21 protein-coding genes are annotated in these 24,403 nt (G+C 72.3%); 12 read left to right on the top strand and 9 right to left on the bottom strand.

What is annotated here, in order from left to right:
* Positions 1-3 precede the first annotated feature (3 nt).
* The 3 genes from JYA75_RS25205 to JYA75_RS25195 are packed head-to-tail and all read right to left on the bottom strand — an operon-like array spanning position 4 to position 2,635.
* Positions 4-657, bottom strand: coding sequence for an alpha/beta family hydrolase (locus tag JYA75_RS25205; RefSeq protein WP_050034742.1), 654 nt, complete (start codon positions 655-657; stop codon positions 4-6).
* Positions 654-1,709, bottom strand: a complete 1,056-nt coding sequence (locus JYA75_RS25200) for a tellurite resistance/C4-dicarboxylate transporter family protein (protein ID WP_050034743.1) — start codon at positions 1,707-1,709, stop codon at positions 654-656. The genes JYA75_RS25205 and JYA75_RS25200 overlap by 4 nt, the downstream gene beginning before the upstream one ends.
* A 59-nt stretch (positions 1,710-1,768) precedes the next feature.
* Positions 1,769-2,635 (bottom strand): DNA-formamidopyrimidine glycosylase family protein, encoded by an 867-nt coding sequence (locus JYA75_RS25195; RefSeq protein WP_203329510.1) that lies wholly within the window; start codon positions 2,633-2,635, stop codon positions 1,769-1,771.
* A gap of 85 nt (positions 2,636-2,720) precedes the next feature.
* Here JYA75_RS25195 and JYA75_RS25190 point away from each other — a divergent pair, with 85 nt between their 5' ends.
* Genes JYA75_RS25190 through JYA75_RS25180 form a run of 3 tightly spaced genes read left to right on the top strand, consistent with a single transcriptional unit; the run spans position 2,721 to position 4,395 of the window.
* Positions 2,721-3,515, top strand: a complete 795-nt coding sequence (locus JYA75_RS25190; protein WP_006933254.1) for a thymidylate synthase — start codon at positions 2,721-2,723, stop codon at positions 3,513-3,515.
* Entirely contained in the window at positions 3,512-4,009 is a 498-nt protein-coding gene (locus tag JYA75_RS25185; protein WP_029541961.1) for a dihydrofolate reductase, read from the top strand. The genes JYA75_RS25190 and JYA75_RS25185 overlap by 4 nt, the downstream gene beginning before the upstream one ends.
* A gap of 59 nt (positions 4,010-4,068) precedes the next feature.
* Complete coding sequence (locus tag JYA75_RS25180; protein WP_006933250.1) at positions 4,069-4,395, top strand: cupin domain-containing protein; 327 nt, start codon at positions 4,069-4,071, stop codon at positions 4,393-4,395.
* Here the strand turns inward: JYA75_RS25180 and JYA75_RS25175 are convergent.
* Both JYA75_RS25175 and JYA75_RS25170 read right to left on the bottom strand, forming a co-directional pair.
* Positions 4,388-5,926 carry a carboxylesterase/lipase family protein gene (locus JYA75_RS25175; RefSeq protein WP_203329509.1) on the bottom strand — a complete coding sequence of 513 codons (1,539 nt, stop codon included), beginning with the start codon at positions 5,924-5,926 and terminating at the stop codon, positions 4,388-4,390. The genes JYA75_RS25180 and JYA75_RS25175 overlap by 8 nt on opposite strands.
* 39 nt (positions 5,927-5,965) lie before the next feature.
* Positions 5,966-7,207 (bottom strand): hypothetical protein, encoded by a 1,242-nt coding sequence (locus JYA75_RS25170; RefSeq protein WP_072634555.1) that lies wholly within the window; start codon positions 7,205-7,207, stop codon positions 5,966-5,968.
* A 58-nt stretch (positions 7,208-7,265) separates the two neighbouring features.
* On the opposite strand from JYA75_RS25170, the gene JYA75_RS25165 reads away from it, so the two are divergent.
* The 3 genes from JYA75_RS25165 to JYA75_RS25155 all read left to right on the top strand — a co-directional run bounded on the left by JYA75_RS25165 (position 7,266) and on the right by JYA75_RS25155 (position 10,457).
* Entirely contained in the window at positions 7,266-7,871 is a 606-nt protein-coding gene (locus tag JYA75_RS25165; RefSeq protein ID WP_029541968.1) for a TetR/AcrR family transcriptional regulator, read from the top strand.
* A gap of 44 nt (positions 7,872-7,915) precedes the next feature.
* The gene (locus JYA75_RS25160) at positions 7,916-9,538 is read left to right on the top strand and encodes an acyl-CoA dehydrogenase family protein (protein WP_044475732.1); all 1,623 of its coding nucleotides are present in this window, start codon (positions 7,916-7,918) and stop codon (positions 9,536-9,538) included.
* Positions 9,539-9,632: 94 nt separating this feature from the next.
* Positions 9,633-10,457: an FAD:protein FMN transferase gene (locus JYA75_RS25155; protein ID WP_203329508.1), complete on the top strand. Its 825-nt coding sequence runs from the start codon at positions 9,633-9,635 to the stop codon at positions 10,455-10,457.
* Between the two features lie 87 nt (positions 10,458-10,544).
* Here JYA75_RS25155 and pgi read toward each other — a convergent pair whose 3' ends face one another.
* Entirely contained in the window at positions 10,545-12,179 is a 1,635-nt protein-coding gene (gene pgi / locus JYA75_RS25150; protein ID WP_203329507.1) for a glucose-6-phosphate isomerase, read from the bottom strand.
* A 79-nt stretch (positions 12,180-12,258) separates the two neighbouring features.
* Between pgi and JYA75_RS25145 the strand changes: the two genes are divergently transcribed.
* On the top strand, positions 12,259-13,710 hold the full coding sequence (locus JYA75_RS25145) for an NAD-dependent succinate-semialdehyde dehydrogenase (protein ID WP_029541981.1): 1,452 nt from the start codon (positions 12,259-12,261) through the stop codon (positions 13,708-13,710).
* A gap of 279 nt (positions 13,711-13,989) precedes the next feature.
* Here JYA75_RS25145 and JYA75_RS25140 read toward each other — a convergent pair whose 3' ends face one another.
* Positions 13,990-14,298, bottom strand: a complete 309-nt coding sequence (locus JYA75_RS25140; protein ID WP_029541984.1) for a chorismate mutase — start codon at positions 14,296-14,298, stop codon at positions 13,990-13,992.
* A 349-nt stretch (positions 14,299-14,647) separates the two neighbouring features.
* Between JYA75_RS25140 and pcrA the strand changes: the two genes are divergently transcribed.
* Complete coding sequence (gene pcrA / locus JYA75_RS25135) at positions 14,648-17,032, top strand: DNA helicase PcrA (RefSeq protein WP_170914053.1); 2,385 nt, start codon at positions 14,648-14,650, stop codon at positions 17,030-17,032.
* A 77-nt stretch (positions 17,033-17,109) separates the two neighbouring features.
* Here the strand turns inward: pcrA and JYA75_RS25130 are convergent, their stop codons facing one another.
* Positions 17,110-18,153, bottom strand: coding sequence for a M23 family metallopeptidase (locus tag JYA75_RS25130; protein WP_065922906.1), 1,044 nt, complete (start codon positions 18,151-18,153; stop codon positions 17,110-17,112).
* Between the two features lie 226 nt (positions 18,154-18,379).
* Between JYA75_RS25130 and JYA75_RS25125 the strand changes: the two genes are divergently transcribed.
* The 3 genes from JYA75_RS25125 to sucD all read left to right on the top strand — a co-directional run bounded on the left by JYA75_RS25125 (position 18,380) and on the right by sucD (position 22,327).
* Positions 18,380-20,095 carry a hypothetical protein gene (locus tag JYA75_RS25125; protein ID WP_203329506.1) on the top strand — a complete coding sequence of 572 codons (1,716 nt, stop codon included), beginning with the start codon at positions 18,380-18,382 and terminating at the stop codon, positions 20,093-20,095.
* Between the two features lie 144 nt (positions 20,096-20,239).
* A complete protein-coding gene (gene sucC / locus JYA75_RS25120; RefSeq protein ID WP_006945023.1) occupies positions 20,240-21,409 on the top strand; it encodes an ADP-forming succinate--CoA ligase subunit beta in 1,170 nt (389 codons plus the stop codon).
* Between the two features lie 15 nt (positions 21,410-21,424).
* Complete coding sequence (sucD, locus tag JYA75_RS25115) at positions 21,425-22,327, top strand: succinate--CoA ligase subunit alpha (protein ID WP_003937757.1); 903 nt, start codon at positions 21,425-21,427, stop codon at positions 22,325-22,327.
* A gap of 70 nt (positions 22,328-22,397) precedes the next feature.
* On the opposite strand, the gene JYA75_RS25110 is transcribed toward sucD, so the two are convergent.
* Complete coding sequence (locus JYA75_RS25110) at positions 22,398-23,021, bottom strand: YigZ family protein (protein ID WP_029541994.1); 624 nt, start codon at positions 23,019-23,021, stop codon at positions 22,398-22,400.
* Positions 23,022-23,128: 107 nt separating this feature from the next.
* On the opposite strand from JYA75_RS25110, the gene JYA75_RS25105 reads away from it, so the two are divergent.
* On the top strand, positions 23,129-24,358 hold the full coding sequence (locus JYA75_RS25105) for a DUF5336 domain-containing protein (protein ID WP_185713770.1): 1,230 nt from the start codon (positions 23,129-23,131) through the stop codon (positions 24,356-24,358).
* Positions 24,359-24,403 lie beyond the last annotated feature (45 nt).

The raw sequence follows: 24,403 nt of genomic DNA, 5'->3' as shown, positions 1-24,403 counted from the left end.
GTGTCACGGCCGGGACGCCGTGTCCGAGAGCAGTCCGGACACGGCGTGCACGATCGGCGGTGCCGGATCGGTCTTCGCCTTGCCGAGGTCGTGCGCCGCGCCGGTCACCGGGACCAGCACGACGGGCGCCGGAATCAAGGTCAGCGCGGCGCGCATCTCGTCCAGGCTGCCGAACGGGTCCCGGTCGCCGTGCGCGAAGACCGTCGGCACCGTCAGGGACGGCAGGTGCTCGGTGCGGGCCTTCCCGGGCTTGCCCGGCGGGTGCAGCGGGTAGGACAGCAGTACGAGCGCGTCCGCGACGTCGGGCTGCTCGGCGGCAAGTATCGACGTCTGCCGGCCGCCGTACGAGACGCCGCCGAGCACGAGTGGGCCGCTCGCGCGGGCCCGCATCGATTCGGCCGCCGCCGCGATCCCGGCCCGGTCCTCCGCCGCCCGCGACGGCTGCGGCGGCCCCTTCGGCCGCCGGCGCCGGAACGGCAGGTCGAACCGCAACGCGAGGAACCCGGCGTCGGCGAACGCGTTGCACACCTGCCGCAGGATCGCCGCGTCGCAGTTGCCGCCGGCCCCGTGGGTCAGCGCCACCGCGCCGCGCGGGACACCGGCCGGGTGGTGCAGCACGCCGTGCACGGAATCGTCGTCGAGGTCCTCGGTCGTCACCGGCCCACGGTAGCCGGACGCGGACGCAGCACCGTGCGCCCCAGGTGCACGAGCATCGCCGCGAACACCGCCGCCCACACCGTCACGGCCGCCCACAGTTCCGTCCTGCCTACCACCCCGACCCACGGCAACTCGTCGGCCTCGGCGAGGTAGACCCCGGCGACGCCGTACATCCCGAGCGGGAAGACCACCGACCACAGGCCCGGCTCGTAGCGCAGCCGGATGCGGTGGGTGCGGTGCCGCCACCACCCGGCGGCGACGAGGGCGGGCAGCAGCCACGTCGCGAACGCCCAGAACACCACCACCAGCCCGGCGACGAGTCCACGGGTGGCGTCGACCATCGGGGCCGACTCCATCGCCACGATGCGTGAGCCGGCCACCACGGTGATCGCCGCGGCGCCCATCGACACCCAGTACGACGGCGTGAGGTCCACCGGCCGGAGCGGATACTGCATCATCCGGGCCGCGACGAACACGCCCGCCGCGGCGTAGAGGAACAGGCCGACCGACCACGCGAACACGGCCACCAGCGACAGCGGACGCCGCAGGTCGTCGTAGATCGGCTCGAGGGTGGCTGCGGCGAGCGCGACCGACTGGGCCGCGACCACCCACACGAACCAGCTGCCGTTGGCCTTGGCGATCACCGGGCGTCTGCGAGTGCCGAGCACCGCCGTCCAGGGAATCACGTAGCCGAGCACGAGCCACGTCGCGCCCGCGCCGACGAGCAGGACCGCCGCCGTCGAATGCCACCCGTCCATGGTCAGGCGGATCCCCAGCACGTTGCTGCCCGCGACGAACGTGAAGAACCCGAACGCGCGGCTCGCGTCGGTGAGGTCGGCGCGGACCTCGCCGCGGAACCGCACGAGCCGCCACCCGGTCAACACCAGCAGGACGGCGTAGGCGGCGACGGACACCAGCAGTAACGCGGCCGACACCGTGACCAGGCCCTGCAGGTGCATGCCGATCGACACGATGCCGGTCGCCATCACGAGCGCGAAGTAGCCGGGGTCGAGCGTGCGGGCACCCCCGCGGAGACCGTCGAGAACCGTCACAGCCGCACGCTACCGCCGTGGTGTCCTTCCGGATCTGCGCGGGTCCCGAACGACACCACTCACTTGACCAGCCGCGACAGCCGCCGGTCCGCGAGGATCTTCCCGCCGGTCTGGCACGCGGGGCAGTACTGGAAGGAACGTTCGGCGTAGGCGACCTCGCGGACGGTGTCGCCGCACTCCGGGCACGGCAGGCCCGTGCGGGCGTGTACCCGCATCCCGGACCGCTTCTCACCCTTGAGCCGCGCGGCATCCTGGCCCACGGAACGGCTCACGGCGTCGAGGAGCACCGTGCGCAGCGCGTCGTACAGCGCCTGCCGCTGCTCGTCGGTGAGCCGGCCCGCCGGCGCGAACGGCGACAGCCGGGCGACGTGCAGGATCTCGTCGGAGTAGGCGTTGCCGATCCCGGCGAGCACCTGCTGGTCGGTGAGGGCGGTCTTCAGGCGTGCGGTGCTGCCCGCCAGCCGCGCGGCCAGCTCGTCGGCGGTGACGGCCAGGGCGTCGGGACCGAGCCGGGCGATGCCGGGCACCTGCTGCGGACGGTCGGCGATCCACACGGCGAGGCGCTTGCGGGTGCCGGCCTCGGTGAGGTCGAAGGCGGGGGTGGCGGCGTCGGGGGTGAACAGGTGTACCCGCAGCGCGAGCGGCCCCCGGCCCAGCTTCGGCGGTGCCGGCGACGGGTTGTCCTGCCAGCGCAGCCACCCCGCCCGCGACAGGTGCGTGACGAGCCACAGACCGGCGCAGTCGACGGCCAGGAACTTTCCGAAGCGGGACACGCCGGTGACGTCGCGGCCCTGCAGCACGGTGATCGGCGGGTCGGCGGTCTGCAGGACGCTGAGCGCCGCCACGTCGACCCGGCCGACGACGGCACCGACGGCGTGCTCGCGCAGGAACACCGCCAGGGCCTCCACCTCGGGCAGCTCGGGCATGGAGTCAGGCTATCGCCCGTGCGTGCTTCGGGCTGCCCCAACGACCACAACCACGCACGGGCGATAGCCTGTCGTGGTGACTGCCGTGCCGACCCCGTACGAAGACCTCCTCCGCCTGGTGCTCGACACCGGCACGCCCAAGGCCGACCGCACGGGCACCGGGACGCGCAGCCTGTTCGGGCACCAGATGCGCTTCGACCTCTCGCAGGGCTTTCCGCTGATCACCACCAAGAAGGTGCACCTGAAGTCCATCGTGTACGAGCTGCTGTGGTTCCTGCGCGGCGACTCGAACGTCAAGTGGCTGCAGGAGCACGGCGTCACGATCTGGGACGAGTGGGCCGACGCCGACGGCGAGCTCGGTCCCGTCTACGGGGTGCAGTGGCGCTCCTGGCCCGCCCCCGACGGCGGGCACATCGATCAGATCACCAAGGCGATCGACACGATCCGAACCGACCCCGACTCGCGGCGCATCGTGGTCTCCGCGTGGAACGTCGGCGAGATCGACCGGATGGCGCTCGCGCCGTGCCACGCGTTCTTCCAGTTCCACGTCGCCGACGGCAAGCTCAGCTGCCAGCTGTACCAGCGCAGCGCCGACCTGTTCCTCGGCGTGCCGTTCAACATCGCCAGCTATGCGCTGCTGACCCACATGGTGGCCCAGCAGACCGACCTCGAGCCGGGCGAGTTCGTGTGGACGGGCGGGGACTGCCACATCTACGACAACCACGTCGAGCAGGTCACCGAGCAGCTCTCCCGCGCGCCCTACCCGTATCCCACCCTGGAGCTGAACCGGCGCGGGTCGATCTTCGACTACGAGTACGAGGACGTGCAGATCACCGGGTACCGGCACCACCCGCCGATCAAGGCGCCGGTCGCGGTATGACGGAGACGGGCGACATCGTCCTGATCTGGGCGCAGGACCGCGACGGCGGCATCGGCCGTGACGGCGCGATCCCGTGGCGCATCCCCGAGGACATGGCGCACTTCCGGGCCGCGACGACGGGTAAACCGGTGATCATGGGCCGGCTGACGTGGGAGTCGCTGCCGCCGCGGTTCCGGCCGCTGCCCGGCCGGCGCAACATCGTCGTCACCCGTGACCCGGCCTGGTCGGACGCGGGCGCCGAGGTGGCCCACGGCGTGCCGGAGGCCCTGGCGCTCGCCGGCGGCGGTGACGTCTGCGTCATCGGCGGCGGCCAGATCTACGCGCAGGCCATGCCGCATGCGACGCGGCTGCTCGTCACGGAGGTGGACCTCGAGGTCGGCGCGGACGCCTTCGCCCCGCGGATCGGTCCCGGGTGGACGGCCGTGGACGTCGGCGCGCGGCAGGAATCCGGCGACGGAATCGGGTTCCGCTTCGTCCGGTACGCGCGAACCTGACCGGTGGCGCGCCCGGTGGGCCATACTGCGAGGGCGTACCCCGACCAGGAAGGGCTGCCATGGACAAGCTTTCCCTCACGGCTCTGGCGCGACAGCAACTGAAGCTGGCGGCGGCATCGAGCAGCGGCCGCAGCTCGCAGACGATCTTGGGCGGGCACGCCAAGCATCTGCGGCAGACGATGGTGGCACTGCTGGCCGGCCACGAACTCGCCGAGCACGACGGCCCCGGCGAGGGGTCGCTGCAGGTGCTCGGCGGGCGGCTGTCCCTGATCGCCGGCGACGACTCCTGGAAGGGCTCAACCGGCGACTACCTGGTGCTGCCCACCGTCCGGCACAGCGTCACCGCGCTCGAGGACGTCGTGTTCCTGCTGACCGTGGTCAAGTGACCGCTCCCGCCTGCGGCAGCGCGAGACCGCGGTAGCCGCGGTACCCGGCCCAGGCCAGCCGCCGCTCCCGCCACGGGTCGTACTCCACGCGCGTCGGGTCGTCGAAGATGACGGTGGCGCGGTCGCGCTCGTCGTAGCGCGGCCACGACGGCAGCGGCTCGCCCTCCTGCGCGAAGTGCAGCCACTGACGCTGCACCGTGTCGCTCACCGTGCGCAGCGCGCGCCGGCCCCCGGCGACCGTGACCACCCGGCCGAGCGCGGTGTCGGCCTGGCCGAACACGGCGAGCAGCTCGAACGCGTGGGTGGCGTGGAAGCCGGTCCAGCGCAGCAGCGGCGGCGCGTAGTCGAACCGGTAGCTGTAGGTGGGGGCGTGGCGGGCGTGGGCCTGGGCGATCTCGATCGAGGGATGCCAGAACGTGAGATCGCCGCCGAGATCGACGGCCGCGCGGGCCTCCGGGTAGCCGGGATAGGCCGCGACGACGCGCTCCTGGGCCGTGGGATCGGTGAGCCCGAACATCTGCTCGATGCGGAGCTGATTGGTGGGCAGCGCGTCGAGGACCCGCGGGAACAGCGTGCCCTCCCGCGCGTTGGTGCCGATGATCAGCGGAACCCGATGTGCGGCACCGGTTTCGTAGGCTTCGATCGGGGCGGTGGGTAGGTAGTCGCCGTCGATGACGGGACCGAACGCGTGCAGTCCGGGCGTCTGGTGCAGGATGCGCCCGCTGAGCCGCTGGGCGGCGCGGCCGAGCTCCGCCGGGGTCGCGGACTCGAGCGCCGCGACCGCGGAATCTCGTTCTGCGCCGAGCAGTTCGACGAAACGTCGCGCCCACTCGGCCGCGTGGTCGGCGTCGACGACGAGGTTCGGTGCCGAGCTCTGGGCGATGGCGCGGGCGAACAGTCCCGCGGCGGCGGGTGTGGCGAGCAGGGTGGTGACGGCGTTGCCGCCGGCGGATTCGCCGAAGATCGTGATGTTGTCGGGGTCCCCGCCGAAGGCGGCGATGTTGCGGCGCACCCATGCCAGCGCGGCGACCTGGTCGCGCAGCCCCAGGTTCGAGTCGAAAGGCCTTTCCGCCGTGGAGAACTGGGTGAAGTCGAGATAGCCGAGGCTGCCGAGCCGGTAGTTGATCGACACGTAGATGACGTCACCGCGGCGCACCAGCGATTCCCCGCCGTAGAGCGGCATCGCCGTGGTGCCCAGCGTGTAGGCGCCGCCGTGGATGAACACCAGCACCGCCCGCGGCATCGCGGCGGGCGCCGCGGGCGCCAGCACGTTGAGCGTCAGGCAGTCCTCGCTCGCGGGCTGCTGCTTCCGGAAACCGATCGTCAGGCCGCGCGGGTGCTGGCTCGCCGCGGCGCCGAAGCGGGTGGCATCGCGTTCACCGGTCCACGGTTGCACCGGCTGCGGGGCGCGCAGCCGCAGCGGTCCCACCGGGGGTGCCGCGTAGGGGACGCCGCGCCAGGCGAGGAGGTCGCCGATGCGGGTGCCGCGCAGGGCGCCGTCGGGAACAGTGACAAGGGTCTCAGCCGCCATGCTCGAACTGTACGTGACGCCGAGTCATAGGTGCCGCGGTTACCAGTGCCGGCCGTGCAGCCCGTGGGCGGCGAGCTCGGCGTCCGTGTCCGCGCGCAGGGCGGCCCGGGTGGGGAAGTGCTCGTCGTCGAGCGCGACGAGGGCCAGGGTGTAGCGGTCGCCCTGCCGGCACAGGTACGCGGCGAGCCGGGTGGACGTCGAGGCCCGGGCGGTCGCGAGGCCCGGGTGGACGGCGCGGGTGGCGACGCCGGTGGTGCGGTGCGGGCCGAATCCGTCGAGCACCGGGGGCAGCGGCCCGATGTTGGAGCACAGCAGGTCCCGCTCGCCGGCCCCCGCGGCGAGGCGCGCGGCGAGCCGGTCGGGCAGCAGTTGCAGCACCTCGTCCGGCAGACCGTGCGGCGCCCCCTCCCGGCGGCGGGTGTACGCCGCACGGGCGCGGTGGCGGATCGAGGCCGGGGTGTCGGACGCGTCGACCACCACCTCGGTCATCGTCACTCCGTTGCCGGCGCCGTCGTCGGGGAGGCCGGGGGCGGCGGTGCGGCCGTCGACGGGCACCGCGATCCGCAGCGGCCAGTCGAGCCCGGCGCGGTGGGCGATGCCCGCGGCGAGCGCGAGGAAGAGGGAGTTGGGGGTGCCGCCGGCCGCGTCCGCCGCGGTGTCCCACGCGGTCGCGTCGACGTCGAGCAGTGCCGTGCGGGCGGGGGAGCGGATCGGGCGGGGCCGCGGGGGCTTCTCGGTGGCGGGGGACCAGCGGGCCCGGCGCATGCCCCGGGCGACACGCCGGACCAGGCGCGCGGCGTCGCGCACGTCGGAGACACGCGCCGGGTCGGACGGGCGGATCCGCTCGGCCAGCGCGTCGGCGACGGCGTCGATCAGGCCGCGCGCGTCGGCGAGCACGTGCGAGCACACCAGCGAGACGACGGTCCCGCCGCCCTCGACCCGGGTGGCGGTCAGCGCCCATCCCGGTCCGAGTTCGGGGTTGACGTCCACCTCCGCCTGCTGGTCCGCCCAGGCGAGGACGTCGGCGGCGGGGATCGGCTCGGGCGGGTAGCGCAGCGGGTAGCTGTGGTGACCCGGTTCGAGCCGGGGGCGCGCGCCGGGGACGTGCGGGCGCACGACGCGCCGGCCGAGGGGGCTGCGGCCGAGCGCGTCGTGCAGCGAGATCAGCAGGGGGGCGCCGACGGTGTCGCCGGTGCGCCACAGTCCCTGCAGGGCGACGGGCATGCCGAGGCCACGGTGTCTGTGCAGGAAGATCTCGTCCACCACGCTGAGCCGGTTCACCTCCCCGACGGTAGCCGCGATCCTTGACCCAAGCTATGAATCGAGGTTCAATCCTTTCGTGGCCTACCGCCGGACCCCCGCCGTGCAGCAACGGCTCGACGCGCAACGCGACGCGATCGCCGACGCCGCGGTGAGCCTGCTGTCCGAACGGGGCTACCAGGGCCTGTCCATCGCGGCCGTCGCCGAGCGGGCCGGCGTCGCCACCGGCAGCGTCTACCGGCACTACGTGGACAAGTCCGAGCTGATGGTGCGCATCTTCCGCAGCCTGTGCGGGCGGGAGGTCGACGCCGTGGTCGCCGCCGCCGAGACGGCACGGCCGGACGGCGCCGCCGCGCAGGTCGCCGCCGTCGTCGAGACCTTCGCCCGTCGCGCCATGCGCAACCCCACCCTGGCCTACGCCCTGCTCGCCGAACCCGTCGACGCGGCCGTCGACGCCGAGCGCCTGGTGCTGCGACGCGCCTTCGCGGCCGCGTTCGAAGGGGCCGTCCGCCGGGGCATCGACTCGGGCGATCTCGCCCCCCGGAACGCGGCCCTCGCCGCCGCCGCCCTCGTCGGCGCTGTCGGCGAGGTCCTCACCGGTCCGCTGCAGTCCGGTGCGGCCGCCGCCGACACCGTTCCCGAACTCGTCGCATTCGCCCTACGCGCAATAGGAGCCCGACAGTGAATTCGCCCGCCCCCCACCCGGTGACCTCGCCCGCCCCCCACCCGGTGAACTTTCCCGCCACTCACGAGGTGTTCAACCAGGTCCCGGATCTGGTGCCCTACCAGGCGGCGGCGGACCCGGCGCTGCTCGAGGGCCTGCGCCGCGAGGGCGCGGCCTGGGCCGAGGACGAGGTCCGGGAGATCGGCGCGCTCGCCGGCGGTGTGCGCGCGCAGGACTGGGGCAGGCTCGTCAACGAGTACCCGCCCGTGCTGCGCACCCACGACCGCTACGGGCACCGCATCGACGAGGTCGAGTTCCATCCGCACTGGCACGACCTCATGACGGTGGCCGTCGAACACGGCATGCACGCGGCGCCGTGGCGCGACCCCCGGGCCGGTGCGCACGTCGCCCGGGCCGCCAAGTTCTACGTGTGGGGCCAGGCGGAGGCGGGACACATGTGCCCGATCTCCATGACGTACGCCGTGATCCCGGCGCTGCGGCACAACCCGGAACTCGCCGCGACGTACGAGCCGCTGCTCGCCGCCCCGCACTACGACTTCGGGCTACGCGAACCGTCCACCAAGCGCGGCCTGATCGCCGGCATGTCCATGACCGAGAAGCAGGGCGGATCGGACGTGCGGGCCAACACGACGACGGCGACCCCCCAGGCGGACGGCAGCTATCGCATCGTCGGGCACAAGTGGTTCACCTCCGCCCCGATGTCGGACCTGTTCCTCACCCTGGCGCAGACCGGGAGCGGCGTCTCGTGCTTCCTGCTGCCGCGGGTGCTTCCCGACGGCAGCCGCAACCGCATCCACATCCAGCGGCTCAAGGACAAGCTCGGGAACAAGTCCAACGCCTCCTCCGAGATCGAATACGAGGGCGCAACCGGCTGGCTCGTCGGTGCGGAGGGCCGCGGCGTCAACACCATCATCGAGATGGTGAACATGACGCGCCTCGACTGCGTCATCGGCTCGGCGACCGGGATGCGCGCGGCGACATTGCGCGCGGTGCATCATGCCCGGCACCGGAAGGCGTTCGGCGCCCTGCTCGTCGACCAGCCGCTCATGCGGAACGTGCTCGCCGACCTGATCGTCGAGTCGGAGGCCGCGACGACCATGATGATGCGGCTCGCCGGCGCGACGGACCGCGCGTCGACCGATCCGCAGGAGGCGGCGCTACGCCGCATCGCCCTCGCGGTCACCAAGTACTGGGTGTGCAAGCGCGCCCCCGCGCATGCCGCGGAGGCTCTCGAATGCCTCGGCGGCAACGGCTACGCCGAGGAATCCGGGATGCCGCGGCTGTACCGCGAGGCACCGCTCATGTCGATCTGGGAGGGCTCCGGCAACGTCGCCGCCCTCGACGCGTTGCGGGCGATGGTCAAGCAGCCCGAGACCGTGGACGCGTTCTTCGCCGAGCTGCGCCTCGCCGAGGGCGCCGACCCCCGGCTCGACGACGCCGTGGCCCGGGTCGGCAAGGAACTCGCCGACCTCGAGAACGTCGAATACCGGGCCCGCCGGATCGTGGAGCTGATGGCGCTGGTGCTGCAGGGGGCACAGCTCGTGCGCCACGGGCATCCCGCAGTCGCGGACGCCTTCTGCGCCACGCGGCTGGGCGACGACTGGGGCATCGCCCTGGGGACCATGCCGACCGGCGTGGACACCGCGGCGATTCTCGCGCGCATCTGAACAGTGGCGATTCTCGCGCGCATCCGACCGGCGACGATCCGCAGGGGCATACTGGGGTAACGACAACGATCGTCGAGCGAGGCCGGAGCCCCTCATGATCAGCAGCAGCGAATGGCGGGAGTGGGGGGTCCCGGTCGAGGTGGCCGTCACCGAGTGCGCCGCACTGGTGGAGGCCGAAACGCTGGTGCGCGCCGCGATCGCAGAATCCGAGGCGGCCTGCAACCCCCTGCGCGGCGACGCGGAGATCCACGAGGTCAATCTCGCCCAGGGCATTCCCGTGCAGGTCAGTCCGCGGCTGTCGGCGCTGCTGCGCTCGGCGCTCTGGGTCGCCCGGATGACCGACGGGGCGGTGAGCCCCCTGTCGGCCGACGACGCGGGAATCGACGAGGAGGCCACCCCGCCCATCCATCCGCTTCCGGACTACAGCGACATCCACCTCGACGGCGAGACCGTGCTGGCCCCGTTCGGCGTCAACCTCGACATCACCGAAACGGCCAGGGCCGACACGGCCGATCGGGCCGCCGCGACCGTCGCACGCAGTCTCGAATGCGGTGTCCTGGTGCGCATGGGCGACGTGACGGCCACCGCCGGTCACAGCCCCGCCGGGGGCTGGCAGGTGGCCATCCCCGGAGCCGGCACGGTCGAACTTCCGGCGGGCAGCGCGATGGCGACGCGCGTGCGCGCCGCCGAACCCGACGAGGTGGAAGAGAACGGCGGTAACGACGTCTCCGGGCGGTGGGCGCAGGTGACCGTCATCGCCGGGGACGCGCTGTGGGCCGACGCCGCGGCCGCGGCGGCGCTGCGCCGCGGGGCGCCGGCGGTGCGGTGGCTCGAGCAGTACGATCTCGCCGCCCGGCTCGTGGACGGCGGCGGCCGGGTGCACACGACGCGCCGCTGGTCCCGCCCGCACGCCGCCTGAGCGGCGGAGCTTGCGCCCGAATCGGTGAGCTTGCCCCCGTTTCCGCAGTCGGAAACCGGTGCAAGCCCGCCGTGACGGGTGCCTGCTCTACTGCTGACGCCACCGCCGGATGGTGCGGACGAGGGTGTCGGTGGAGGTGTCGCCGGTGTCGGGGTCCGCCGCGCCGGTCAGGGCCGGTGCCAGGGCCAGGGCCTGGGTCTTGCCGAGTTCGACGCCCCACTGGTCGAACGAGTCGATGCCCCAGATCACGCCCTGGACGAAGGTCTGATGCTCGTACAACGCGATCAACTGCCCCAGCGTCGCCGGGGTCAACGCCGGGGCGAGCAGGGTGGTCGAGGGCCGGTTGCCGGGCATCACCTTGTGCGCCACCAACCCCGGGCCGGTGCCGTCGGCGGCGACCTCGGCCGCGGTGCGCCCGAACGCGAGCACCTTGGCCTGGGCGAGCATGTTCGCCAGCATGATCTGGTGCATGCTGCCGGTCCCGTCCCGGGTGGGCAGGTCCTCGCACGCGGCGGCGAACCCGACGAAATCCGCCGGGATAAGCCGGGTGCCCTGGTGCAGCAACTGGTAGAACGCGTGCTGCCCGTTGGTGCCCGGCTCGCCCCAGAAGATCTCCCCGGTGTCGTGGTCCACCGCGGTGCCGTCCCGCCGCACGCTCTTGCCGTTCGACTCCATGGTCAGCTGCTGCAGATACGCCGGCAGCCGGGCCAGGTCCTGACTGTAGGGCAGCACCGCCCGGGACTGGGCGCCGAGCACCGACGCGTACCACACCCCCAGCAGCCCGAGCAGCACCGGCGCGTTCGCCTCCAGCGGCGCGGTGGCGAAGTGCTCGTCCACGGTGTGCATCCCGGCGAGGAACTCGGCGAAGCGCACCGGGCCGATCGCGCACATCACCGCCAGCCCGATCGCCGAGCCCACCGAGTACCGCCCGCCCACCCAGTCCCAGAACCCGAACATGTTCGCCGGGTCGATGCCGAACTCGGCGACCTTGCTCGCGTGGGTGGACACCGCCACGAAATGCGCCGCGACGGCGTCCTCGCCGAGCGCGGCGACCAGCCAGCGCCGCGCGGCGGTGGCGTTGGTGAGGGTTTCGACGGTGGTGAACGTCTTCGACGCCACCACGAACAGCGTGGTGGCCGGGTCCAGGCCGGTCAGCTGCGCGGTCAGATCCGCCGGGTCGATGTTGGCGACGAACCGCACCGCCGGGCCGTCGGCGTAGTGCCGCAACGCCCGCGCCACCATCGCCGGGCCCAGATCCGAGCCGCCGATCCCGATGTTCACCACCGTGGCGATCGGCTCGCCGGTGGCGCCGCGCCAGGTGCCCGAGCGGACCTTCTCGGCGAAGCCGGCCATCGCGTCGAGCACCGCGTGCACCTCGGCGACCACGTCGGTGCCGTCCACGGTCAGCGTCGCCGACCGCGGCAACCGCAGCGCGGTGTGCAGCACCGCCCGGTCCTCGGTGGTGTTGATCCGGTCCCCGGCGAACATCGCATCGCGGCGGGCCTCGAGCCCACACGCCCGGGCCAGATCCAGCAGCAACCCCACCGTGGTGTCGGTGATCCGATGCTTGCTGTAGTCGATGTACCACTCCCCGACGGTCAGCGAGAACCGCTGCGCCCGACCCGGATCCGCCGCGAACAACCCCCGCAGATCCACCGCCTCGAGCTCCGAACGGTGCTGGGACAGCTGCTGCCACGGTGCGGTTCGAGTCACGTCGCTCATGAATTCAGAGCCTAGTGCGGGGCCGCAGTTACCGGCGGGTTCGGAATCCGCTCGGGTCGTGGAGCGCATGATGTGGGTCATGGACACCGAAGAACTGATCCGGACCGTACCGACAGAACTGTTCCTCGGCGGGGAGTGGGTGGCCGCAGAGAACGGCGCCACCTTCCCCGTCCACGATCCCGCCACCGGCGACACGCTCACCGACGTCGCCGACGCGAGTCCGGCGGACGCCGTCCGCGCCCTCGACGCCGCGGTGGCCGTCCAGCACGAGTGGGCTGCGACCCCGCCGCGCGAACGTGGCGAACTGCTGCGTTCGGTGTTCGCGCGGATCACCGAACGTGCCGAGGACTTCGCGCTCCTGATGACCCTGGAGATGGGCAAGGCCCTGCCGGAGAGCCGGGCCGAGGCCAAGTACGGTGCCGAGTTCTTCCGCTGGTTCGCCGAGGAGGCGGTGCGGATCGCGGGCCGCTACACCCACGCGCCCGCGGGCAACGGACGGATCCTGGTGACGAAGCAGCCGGTGGGACCGTGCCTGGCGATCACGCCGTGGAACTTCCCGCTCGCGATGGGCACCCGCAAGATCGGTCCTGCCCTCGCTGCGGGCTGCACGATCCTGATGAAGCCCGCGTCGGAGACCCCGCTGACGATGCTGCTGCTCGCCCAGCTGTTCGCCGAGGCCGGCCTGCCGAAGGGGGTGCTGTCCGTGCTGCCGACGTCGCGCGCCGGGGCGGTCACCGGTCCGCTGATCGACGATCCCCGCCTGCGCAAGCTGACCTTCACCGGTTCCACCGGGGTCGGCCGGGCACTGTCCGAGCGGGCCGGGAAGGCGATGCTGCGCACGTCGATGGAGCTGGGCGGCAACGCGCCGTTCCTGGTGTTCGACGACGCCGACCTCGACGCCGCGGTCGAGGGCGCGCTGGCCGCGAAGCTACGCAACGGCGGCGAGGCGTGCACGGCCGCGAACCGCTTCCACGTCGCCAACTCGGTGCGAGAGGAGTTCGTGAAGAAGCTGACCGAGCGGATGGCGCAGTACCGGCTCGGGCGCGGCACCGACCCCGGCACCACACTCGGGCCGCTGATCAACGCCGGCCAGCGGGAGACCGTCGGCGCGCTGGTGCAGGACGCGGTGGGGGCCGGGGCGAGCCTCCGGCTCGGCGGATCCGTCCCCGACGGCCCGGGGTGGTACTACCCGGCGACCGTGCTCGACGGGGTGACGGCCGAGGCCCGGATCCTGCGGGAGGAGGTGTTCGGCCCCGTCGCCGCCGTGGCCGGGTTCGACACCGAGCAGGAGGCGATCGATGCGGCCAACGCCACCGAATACGGACTGGCCGCGTACATCTACACGCAGAGCCTGGACCGGGCGCTGCGGGTGGCCGAGGCCGTCGAGTCCGGCATGGTGGGCGTCAACCGGGGCGTGATCTCCGACGTGGCGGCGCCGTTCGGCGGTGTCAAGGCCTCCGGGCTGGGCCGCGAGGGCGGCAGTGAAGGCATCGAGGAGTACCTCGAGACGAAGTACATCGCGCTGCAGTGACCTGCGCGACGGTGACGCCCCCGAGCGTCGGGACCGACGGGCTCGGGGGCGTACCGGCGGGACTCGGTGACCGAATCGGCCGTGGCCTCGGTGACCCGGACGGCCGTGGCCTCGGTGACCCGGACGGCCGTGGCCTCGGTGACCCGGACGGCCGTGGCCTCGGTGACCCGGACGGCCGTGGCCTCGGTGACCCGGACGGCCGTGGCCTCGGTGACCCGGACGGCCGTGGCCTCGGTGACCCGGACGGCCGTGGCCTCGGTGACCCGGACGGCCGTGGCGTCAGTGACCGAGACGGCCGCGGCCGAGCCGCAGCAGCAGCATGGCCAGGGTGTGACCCTCCTGGCCCAGCTCGCTGAAGCGCTCGAGAACCTTCATCTCGCGGCTGTGCACCAGGCGGGTACCGCCGGAGGCCATGCGGGTCTGGCCGATGATGCGCGAGACCTCGGTACGGCGTTTGACCGCCGCCAGGATCTCGGAGTCGAGCCGGTCGATCTCTTTACGGAGCTCGTCGATCTCCGCCTCGGTGGTGGGCAGGGCAGCGTCGGATGCGCTGGCTCCGGAACCGGCGGCCTCGGTGTTGGTGCTCATGTCGTCTCCTCGCGTCAGCTCTGGGATCGCTTCGGATACTGCGGGCGTTACCGGTCCGGCCGTCGGCTCGGGACTTCGGTGGCGCAGCAGCCGAAGCCTCGGGTGTGGTCAGGCCTCGGTCATCGGCTCTCACACCGATGGAAGTGTCGCCGATAGTGGCGACGTGGAGCGCATGACATGACGTTCAGTTTGCCACCCGTCCCCGAACCGGCCAAGTAAGGCATACCTGCCGAATCGCCCCGGCCCGGCCGGCACGGCTGTCGGCGATCGCCGGTAGTTTGGTACCACGATGAACACACCCGTTGCCTCCGGCCGTCCCGTCCCCGCGTCGAACTCGGGGGTGCGGGCGATGACCCCCGACGCGCTGCTCGAGGGGCTCAATCCCCAGCAACGGGAGGCCGTGACCCACACGGGGTCTCCGCTGCTCATCGTCGCGGGGGCCGGCTCCGGCAAGACGGCGGTGCTGACCCGGCGCATCGCGTACCTGCTGGGTGAGCGTGGGGTGGCGCCGGGCCAGATCCTGGCGATCACGTTCACCAACAAGGCGGCCGCCGAGATGCGCGAGCGCGTCGCCCACCTCGTCGGTCCGCGCGCGAACAGCATGTGGGTGTCGACGTTCCATTCGAGCTGCGTGCGGATCCTGCGGGCGCAGTCGGCGCTGCTGTCGGGGATGAACTCGAACTTCACCATCTACGACGCGGACGACTCCCGGCGGCTGCTCACCATGATCGCCAAGGATCTCGACCTCGACGTCAAGCGGTATTCCGCGCGGCTGCTGGCGACGCACATCTCCAATCTCAAGAACGAGCTGATCGGCCCCGAGGAGGCCGCGGCCGACGCGGACCGCGAGGCGGCGGAACTGCCGCGGATCGTCGCGCGGGTCTACGCGCACTACCAGCAGCGGCTGCGCGCGGCCAACGCCTTCGACTTCGACGACCTGATCGGCGAGACGGTGGCACTGTTGCAGGCGCATCCGCAGGTGGCGGAGTACTACCGCCGACGGTTCCGCCACGTTCTCGTCGACGAATACCAGGACACCAACCACGCGCAGTACGTGCTCGTGCGCACGCTCGTGGGCGGTGCGGACGACACCGTGACGGACGATGCGGTCGCGCCGGGGGAGCTGTGTGTCGTCGGCGATGCCGACCAGTCCATCTACGCGTTCCGCGGCGCGACGATCCGCAACATCGAGGAGTTCGAACGCGACTATCCCGACGCTCGCACGATCCTGCTCGAGCAGAACTACCGTTCCACCCAGAACATCCTCTCGGCGGCCAACGCGGTGATCGCGCGCAACACCGGACGACGGGAGAAGCGGTTGTGGACGGACTCCGGCGCGGGGGAACCGATCACCGGGTACGTCGCCGACAACGAGCACGACGAGGCGCAGTTCGTGGCCGCGGAGATCGACCGGCTCGTCGACGCCGGTGAGGCCAGGTTCGCCGACGTCGCGGTGTTCTACCGCACCAACAACTCCTCCCGTGCCCTCGAGGACGTGTTCATCCGGCACGGCGTGCCCTACCGGGTGGTCGGCGGCGTGCGCTTCTACGAGCGCAAGGAGGTTCGCGACCTCGTCGCGTACCTGCGGGTGCTCGCCAACCCGGACGACACGGTCAGCCTGCGCCGTATCCTCAACACCCCCCGTCGCGGCATCGGCGACCGCGCGGAGGCCTGCGTGGCGGTGCACGCCGAACGCACGGCGGTCGGGTTCGGCCGGGCCCTGCGCGACGCGGCCGAGGGCACCGTCCCCCTGCTGAACACCCGCTCGCAGAAGGCCATCGCCGCGTTCGTCGACCTCATGGACGAGCTGCGGGGGATGCTCACCGAGACCGACGCCGACGGCAACGACCTCGTCGACATCGGCGACGTCGTCGAGGCGGTCCTCGACCGCACCGGTTACCGCGCCGAGCTCGAGGCCAGCGACGACCCGCAGGACGGCACGCGGCTCGACAATCTCAACGAGTTGGTCAGCGTGGCAAGGGAATTCAGTTCGGATGCCCGCAATGCCGCGGGTCTCGAGGAGGAACGGGAGGGCGCGGAGGGGGAGCCCGAGCCCGGCTCGCTCGCCGCGTTCCTCGAACGGGTGTCGCTGGTGGCCGACGCCGACCAGATCCCCGAGGAGGGCGACGGGGTCGTCACCCTGATGACGCTGCACACCGCCAAGGGTCTCGAGTTCCCGGTGGTGTTCGTGACCGGGTGGGAGGACGGGCAGTTCCCGCACATGCGAGCGCTCGGCGACCCGGCCGAGCTGTCGGAGGAACGGCGCCTGGCCTATGTCGGGCTCACCCGCGCGCGGCAGCGCCTCTACCTGAGCCGGGCGGTGCTGCGCTCGGCCTGGGGGCAGCCGGTGACCAATCCGGAATCGCGCTTCCTGCAAGAGATTCCGCAGGAACTCGTGGAGTGGCGCCGGGAGGATCCGGGGGTGGCCGGTGGTCACGCCATCGGAGCCGGCCGGGGCCGGGGCGGCTACGGCGGAGTCGGCTCCGGCTTCGGGGGTGGAGCGTCCCGGTTCGGCGACGACCGGCAGTCGACACCGAGTTTCGGGGCCGCGCGCTCGCGCAACAACCATCTCGTGCTCGCCGTCGGCGACCGGGTCAGCCACGACAAGTACGGCCTCGGCACGGTCCTCGAGACCCGCGGCTCCGGGCCGACGGCGACGGTGGTCATCGACTTCGGCAGCGCCGGGAAGGTGCGGCTGATGCTCGTCGGCGGCGTGCCGATGGTCAAGCTCTGACCCCGGGTTCCCGGCCGGACGCGAAACGGGCCCCGCACCAGCCGGTGCGGGGCCCGTTTCGCGAGAAACGCCGGAGGTCAGTCGTTCCGGATGCCGAGGGAGATGCCGCGGGTCGCGAGCCAGGGCAGCGGGTCGATCTTGTCGATGCCGTTGAGGTGCACCTCGAAGTGCAGGTGCGGGCCGGTCGACTGGCCGCGGTTGCCCATGGTGGCGATCTGGTCGCCGGCCATGACCTGCTGACCGACCGTCACCATGGACTGGTCGATGTGGCCGTAGACGGTCACGGTGCCGTCCGCGTGGCGCAGGCGCACCCACATGCCGAAGCCGGACGCCGGACCGGAGTCGATGACGGTGCCGTCGGCGACCGCGAGGATCGGGGTCCCGATCGGACCGGCGATGTCCACCCCGGCGTGGAGGGTGCCCCAGCGGGCACCGTAGCTGGAGGTGAAGACGCCGGCGGCCGGAAGGACGAACAGCGGGCGGCGGGCGGCGGCCTCGCGGGCGGCGCGCTCCTCGCTGAACCGCTGGCCCTTGGCGAGCAGGTTCGAGAACTGGGAGAGGTCGTTCGGGTCCGCGATGTTGAGGACCTGCGGGGCCTGGGACGGGGCGGCGCCCTCGGACTCGGTCTCCGGGGCGAACTGCGCGGCCTGCGGCACCGCGGTGGCGGTGATGACGTGCGAGTCGGTGGCGTCCGCGGCGAGGGCGACCTCGGAGTGCTCGGACTCCTGGGCGGGGCCGCTGGCGGCGGCCTGGCCCGCGGCGACGACGGCGCCGGCGGCGACCGCGAGAACCGCGGCGCGGCCCTTGAGGGCGGCGGGGGGAGTGGGAACCCGGTGGGCGCCGCCGCGACGAGTGGGGGCGGCCAGATCGCCGTCGGGTGATCCGGGGGCGGTGAGCGGCTCGGCCGGCTCGGTGCCATAGAATTCGTACTGCTCGGTGGTACTGGTGTTGCGGAAGTTCACAATGCTCGAGACGTCTAGATCGTCCGCCGGGCCCTCGTCGAGGTAACGCTCGTGCGGCTGCCAGTGGCCCGGATAGAGATGGTCGGTGGCCTCCGTGGACTCGAAGTCACCGAACCCGCTGCCGGGACGGCTGTCGGCGCGTGGAGTGCAAGTGTGCATCGACTGCCGTCCTCCGTTCGTGACCTGACCGTTATTCGGACCGAAGCGACGGTAACGAAACGATCGCAAGCGTGGCAACTCAAACGGGCTGGAAATCGGGCCTTGTGACTGGCATCACAGTTTGAGCTGGGCGTATATGGAAACGTTCCTTCGGTTACGGCGCGATACCGAATATTCACGGTGTGTCACGCCGCGATGAATCGGAACGTCGCCGTAGCGTCGGGGCGTGCCGAGCCGCCCGCCCGTCCTCGTCGCCGCGTTCGTCCTGTCCGTGCTCGGCGCCATCGCCGTGGCGGTCGCGCCGTTCCTGCCGGCGGTCCGCGCCGACGCCGGGCCCGTCGGCGCCGCCCTCGGCGCCGCGACGCTCGTCGCCGTCGCCGCCGCGCTCGCGGTGCCCGTCGGCGCGGTGAGTCTCGCCCGTCGGCCCGGGCCCCTCGCCGGAATCCGGGCCGGCGCGCTGCTTGCGGGGGCCGGGTTCGTCGCACTCGGCGCGGCCCTGCTCGACGTCGCGCTGTTCACCGACGCCCTCGACGCCGACCGGCTCGAGCTCTTCCGGCCCCTCACAGCCGCCGGCCTCACGGCGGGCCCGGGCGCGGGCGTCGTCCTCGCCGGCCATCTCGCCGCGGTCGGCGCCGGAGTCCTCGGGGCCGTCGCGGTCCGGCGGCTCGGGGCCGACCCCGCACACGTGCCCGGCGAGGACGGCCCGGTGGGTGTGCGCGTCGGGGCCCCGGCGGCGACCGCGGTGGCGGTGGCGGCCCTGGTCGCGGCCGGTGCGCTCCTCGCCCCGCCCTTCGTCTCGGACGACCCGGTGCTGCTCGGCCCCGGCGTCCTCGACGCCACCACGGCCACCGCGATCGGTTCCCTGGCCGCCGCGGTCGCGGTGGTGCTGACGGCGACGTGGGCGCTGGTGACCGGTTCGCCGGCTGCCGCGACGGGCCTGGTGGCGGGTGCGGGGCTCGGTGCGCTCGGCATCCTGGGCCCGCGCCTGGCGGCGGGCCTCACCGGTGAGCGGCTCGCGCCGTCGCCCGGTGCCGCCGTCGGGGTGGTCGCCGCCGTCGCCCTCGTCGCGGCCGCGGTCGCACTGCCCCGGCTCGTCGCCCGGTCCGCCCGCGCCGCAGGGCCGGTGCCCAGGGCGGTCACGTCCGTCCCGGCGATGCTGCGCCGGCACGTCACCGCGGGCGTCGCGGGGATTGCCACCGGCGTCGTCGCGACGGCGGGTGCGCTGCTGCCCACCCTGTCGTTCCCGGCCGGGGCGCCGGCGCCCGACCTGCCGGCCACTCGCCTGCTGCTCGCCGCAGGCCTGCTCGTGCTGGCGCTGAGCGTGTGGCTGCTGCTCTCCGAATTCGCCGCCCCGCTGCGGCCCGCCGTCGCGGTGCCGGTCGTCGCGGTGGTCACCGCCGCCGGGGCGGTGCTGCAGTCCTGGGTGCTCGCCGCGGACCTGCCCGGCGTCGGTGCCGGGCCGGGCGCGTGGCTGGCCGGCGCCGCGATCCTGGGGGCGGCGGCGACGGGGGTGCTCGTCGTGCTGGCCGGGGGTGCGGAACGCGACGGCATCGACACCTCCGTCGAACGGATCGCCGGGCCGGTCGTGCGCGCGGTGGGCGCGGCTGCGGCTCTCGTCGCCGGTGCCGGTGTGCTGTTGCCGGTGCAGCCCGGGGCCGGTTCGGTCCTGGGCTATCCGTGGGGCTACGACGTGTGGGGGCGGGTGCTGCTCGCCGTCGCGGTGGTCGCAGCGGTGCTGGTCGCAGCGCGGTCGCGGCCGGCCCGGGGCGGTGTGCTGCTGCTCGGCGCGGCGGCGTCGGTGGCCCTGTATGCGGCGTCGTGGTTGCTCGTGCGGAGCCCGGAGCAGGAGCCGGTGAACGGCGTCCTCACACTGCCTGCAATCCTTGGGGTGGTGTTCCTCCTGGCTGCGGCGTGGCTCACAATCCGGGAGGAAAATCCGTGAGGTACCCCTCGGGCCCCTCGCTCCGGTGACATGCGACACATACCAGGAGTGCGGGCGTTTGGTGGGACTTCCGACTAGTTACAGTCCGAACGGACCCGCTCATACCCCTCGAGCGGGCGTCAACGCAGACGAGACGGTGAGCAGATGGATCTCTTCGAATACCAGGCGAAGGAACTCTTCGCCAAGCATGGTGTGCCGACGTCGCTGGGTCGTGTGACCGACACGGCCGACGATGCCAAGGCGATCGCCGAGGAAATCGGTAAGCCTGTGATGGTCAAGGCCCAGGTCAAGACCGGTGGTCGTGGCAAGGCCGGTGGCGTGAAGTACGCCGCCACCCCCGAGGATGCGAAGACCCACGCCGAGAACATCCTCGGCCTCGACATCAAGGGTCACATCGTCAAGAAGCTGCTGGTCGCCGAGGCCAGCGACATCGCCGAGGAGTACTACATCTCCTTCCTGCTCGACCGGGCCAACCGCACCTACCTGGCCATGTGCTCGGTCGAGGGCGGCATGGAGATCGAGGAGGTCGCGGCCACCAAGCCCGAGCGTCTCGCCAAGGTTCCCGTGGACGCCGTCAAGGGCGTCGACCTCGCGTTCGCGCGCAGCATCGCCGAGCAGGGCCACCTGCCCGCCGACGTGCTCGACGCCGCGGCCGTGACCATCCAGAAGCTGTGGGAGGTCTTCGTCGCCGAGGACGCCACCCTGGTCGAGGTCAACCCGCTCGTGCGCACCCCCGACGATCAGATCCTCGCCCTCGACGGCAAGGTCACCATCGACGAGAACGCGGGCTTCCGCCACCCCGAGCACGCCGAGCTCGAGGACAAGGACTCCACCGATCCGCTCGAGGCCAAGGCCAAGGAGCACGACCTGAACTACGTCAAGCTCGACGGCCAGGTCGGCATCATCGGCAACGGCGCGGGCCTGGTCATGTCGACCCTCGACGTCGTCGCGTACGCCGGTGAGAAGCACGGCGGCGTCAAGCCCGCCAACTTCCTCGACATCGGTGGCGGCGCGTCCGCCGAGGTCATGGCCGCCGGCCTGGACGTCATCCTGAACGACGGCCAGGTCGAGAGCGTGTTCGTCAACGTCTTCGGTGGCATCACCGCGTGCGACGCGGTCGCCAACGGCATCGTCAAGGCGCTGGAGATCCTCGGCGACGAGGCCAACAAGCCGCTGGTCGTCCGCCTGGACGGCAACAACGTCGAGGCGGGCCGCAAGATCCTGGCCGACGCCAACCACCCGCTGGTCACGCTGGTCGGAACCATGGACGAGGCCGCTGACAAGGCCGCCGAGCTGGCGCACGCCGCGAAGTAAGGACACACGGAGAACATGTCTATCTTCCTCAACAAGGACTCGAAGGTCATCGTCCAGGGCATCACCGGCGGCGAGGGCACCAAGCACACCGCCCTGATGCTCAAGGCCGGTACCCAGGTCGTCGGCGGCGTCAACGCCCGCAAGGCCGGCACCACTGTGTCCCACACCGCCGCCGACGGCTCGGCCGTCGAGCTGCCCGTCTTCGGTACCGTCGCCGAGGCGATGAAGGAGACCGGCGCGGACGTCTCGATCGCGTTCGTCCCCCCGAAGTTCGCCAAGGACGCCATCATCGAGGCCATCGACGCGGAGATCCCGCTGCTCGTGGTCATCACCGAGGGCATCCCGGTGCAGGACACCGCGTACGCGTGGGCCTACAACGTCGAGAAGGGCAACAAGACCCGGATCATCGGCCCCAACTGCCCCGGCATCATCACCCCGGGCGAGTCGCTGGTCGGCATCACCCCGGCCAACATCTCCGGCAAGGGCCCGGTGGGCCTGGTGTCCAAGTCCGGCACCCTGACCTACCAGATGATGTTCGAGCTGCGTGACTTCGGCTTCTCCACCGCCATCGGCATCGGCGGCGACCCGGTCATCGGCACCACCCACATCGACGCCATCGAGGCGTTCGAGAAGGACCCCGAGACCAAGCTCATCGTCATGATCGGCGAGATCGGCGGCGACGCCGAGGAGCGCGCGGCCGACTACATCAAGGCCAACGTGACCAAGCCGGTCGTCGGCTACGTCGCCGGGTTCACCGCTCCGGAGGGCAAGACCATGGGCCACGCCGGCGCCATCGTCTCCGGCTCCTCGGGCACCGCGCAGGCCAAGAAGGACGCCCTCGAGGCGGCCGGCGTGAAGGTCGGCAAGACGCCGTCCGAGACCGCCGCTCTCGCGCGCGAGATCCTGCAGTCGCTGTAGGCGGCTCCGCCGCCGGTGCGTCCTTTGGGCGGTCCTGACCGCCCAAAGGACGCACCGGCAGCTCCGCTGCCTACCCGTCCACCCATTCGGTGCCGACGGGCTCGAGCTCGCCGGCGCCGGCCGTCGCCGACGCCACCACGCTCCGCAACCCGGCCGCATCCCGGGCCGCGACCGTGAAGACGACACGCTCCGTGTAGGACACGTCGAGCACGCTCACCCCGCGGCCCCGTAGTTCCGACTCCAGCCGGCCGGCGTCACCGTGCCCCACCGCCAGGGTGAACACCGCCCGTCGCTCCCGCGGCACCAGCGTCGCCGCGTCGACCGCGACGGCCACCGCACCCGAATACGCCCGGACCAGTCCCCCCGCGCCGAGCTTGATGCCGCCGAACCAGCGGGTGACCACCACCGCGACGTTCACCAGATCGCGATGGTGCAGCACCTGCAGCATCGGCACCCCGGCCGTGCCACCCGGTTCCCCGTCGTCGCTCGACCGTTCCGCCCGGTGCGCCGGCTCGTCGCCCACCACGAAGGCCCAGCAATGGTGCCGCGCATCGGGATACAGCCTCCGCTGTTCCTCGACGAAGGCGAGCGCGGCGGTATCCGAGTCGACGCGACGCAGCGCGGCGAGAAAGCGGGAATGCTTGATCTCCGTCTCGGCGACGACGTCCGCTCCGGGCTCGAGGGTGCTGGGCATGCGCACATTCTCGCCGGTGGGGATTCGCCGGATTCGCGGGACTCCTGCCGCCCACGGTGATCGTGCCTAGGCTGGTCACAGAGCAGCCGACGACATCAGGAGGAGCGATGACCTACCCAGCAGGCTCGGGAACGGGCCGGTCCGACACCCCGTCAGGTCCCACGGGGTCGTCGACCGGGGGCGGATCCAGCCTCGCCTCCCGTGGCTCCGACAAGGTGGTGCCGCTGCTCCTGCCGATCGCCGTCGCGGTGCTGGCGGTGCTGAACTTCCTGCTCGGCCTGGCCCCGTACGTGCGGATCTCCTTCGGCACCCAGGTTGCGCTGTCGTCGTTCGACTTCGGCTTCGCGGTCGTGCCGCTGGCCTTCCTGCTCTTCGGTGGCGCGGCTGCGGCACTGTCGCTGCTACCGGGTCAGGACCTGCGCTCCGTTGCGGTGGCGGCCTCCGCGGTCGGCTTCGTGGTGTCGCTGTTCCAGCTCTTCCACCTGCCCGACGACACCGGCATCTCGTGGGGTGGGGTGTCGATCCTCGTCCTCGGCTTCCTGCAGACCGCGCTCGCGCTGATGGCGCTGCTCTTCGGGATCGGCATCCTGGTGCCCGGCCAGCGCCGCGCGCCCGCGCAGTCGTTCGGCGGCCAGGGAGGCGGCGGGCAGGGCGTGGGCCAGGGGTTCAGCGGCGGCCAGGGCTACAGCGGTCAGGGGTACGGCGGCCAGGGCTACGGAGCGCAGGGTGCCGGCGCGGGGCAGGGCTATCCGTCCGGTCAGGGCTACGCTCCCGGCGCGGCGTCGAGCGGATACGGAACGCAGGGCTCCGGCTACCCCTCGGGGTCCTCGGCCTACCCCTCGGGGTCCTCGGCCCAGTACCCCGGCTACCAGCAGCCGCAGTACTCCACCGGGCAGTACCCGTCGGGGCAGTACTCCACCGGCCAGTATCCGTCCGGGCAGCACCCGTCCGGACAGTACCCGGGATCCCAGTACCCGGGCACCCAGTACTCGGGCGCGCAGCCGCGCGAGCACTACCCCAGCCCGGACTACGGCGCCCAGACCGAGCACCTGAGCCAGCCGCTGCGCGTCGACCGGCCGCAATCCGAGGGGCAGCACCCCGGCCAGCAGGCCTACACCCCGACGGGAGCCCAGGCCCCGTACGGCGCCGGGTCGCCCGGTCCTTCGGGCCGGCCGGGGGAGCCCGCCGGTGGCGGCGCGGACGAGCCGACCGTGCTCGCCCCCCGGCACGCCGATTCCGAGCAGGATGCCGCGGGGCGTCCGTCGGAGGACGACGCCGAGCGGACGTCGGACCCGGCGCCGACGCAGGCGTTCCGCCCCGGTGACGAGCCGCGGTGACGGCTCCCGCACGTGCTGCGGCGCGCCTGACCGTCACGACCGTCG

Source organism: Rhodococcus sp. PSBB066 (assembly GCF_017068255.1).
Classification (GTDB): Bacteria; Actinomycetota; Actinomycetes; order Mycobacteriales; family Mycobacteriaceae; genus Rhodococcus; species Rhodococcus aetherivorans.
Note: the sequence above shows the minus strand (reverse complement) of the source record. Positions and strands in the feature narration are given on the sequence as shown.

Coding starts and splice junctions, on each gene's coding strand:
- JYA75_RS25105 (WP_185713770.1), top strand. CDS start 23,129: ATGACCTACCCAGCAGGCTCGGGAACGGGCCGGTCCGACACCCCGTCA.
- JYA75_RS25175 (WP_203329509.1), bottom strand. CDS start 5,926: ATGGCGGCTGAGACCCTTGTCACTGTTCCCGACGGCGCCCTGCGCGGC.
- sucD (WP_003937757.1), top strand. CDS start 21,425: ATGTCTATCTTCCTCAACAAGGACTCGAAGGTCATCGTCCAGGGCATC.
- pcrA (WP_170914053.1), top strand. CDS start 14,648: ATGACCCCCGACGCGCTGCTCGAGGGGCTCAATCCCCAGCAACGGGAG.
- pgi (WP_203329507.1), bottom strand. CDS start 12,179: ATGAGCGACGTGACTCGAACCGCACCGTGGCAGCAGCTGTCCCAGCAC.
- JYA75_RS25185 (WP_029541961.1), top strand. CDS start 3,512: ATGACGGAGACGGGCGACATCGTCCTGATCTGGGCGCAGGACCGCGAC.
- sucC (WP_006945023.1), top strand. CDS start 20,240: ATGGATCTCTTCGAATACCAGGCGAAGGAACTCTTCGCCAAGCATGGT.
- JYA75_RS25195 (WP_203329510.1), bottom strand. CDS start 2,635: ATGCCCGAGCTGCCCGAGGTGGAGGCCCTGGCGGTGTTCCTGCGCGAG.
- JYA75_RS25180 (WP_006933250.1), top strand. CDS start 4,069: ATGGACAAGCTTTCCCTCACGGCTCTGGCGCGACAGCAACTGAAGCTG.
- JYA75_RS25145 (WP_029541981.1), top strand. CDS start 12,259: ATGGACACCGAAGAACTGATCCGGACCGTACCGACAGAACTGTTCCTC.
- JYA75_RS25130 (WP_065922906.1), bottom strand. CDS start 18,153: ATGCACACTTGCACTCCACGCGCCGACAGCCGTCCCGGCAGCGGGTTC.
- JYA75_RS25155 (WP_203329508.1), top strand. CDS start 9,633: ATGATCAGCAGCAGCGAATGGCGGGAGTGGGGGGTCCCGGTCGAGGTG.
- JYA75_RS25110 (WP_029541994.1), bottom strand. CDS start 23,021: ATGCCCAGCACCCTCGAGCCCGGAGCGGACGTCGTCGCCGAGACGGAG.
- JYA75_RS25140 (WP_029541984.1), bottom strand. CDS start 14,298: ATGAGCACCAACACCGAGGCCGCCGGTTCCGGAGCCAGCGCATCCGAC.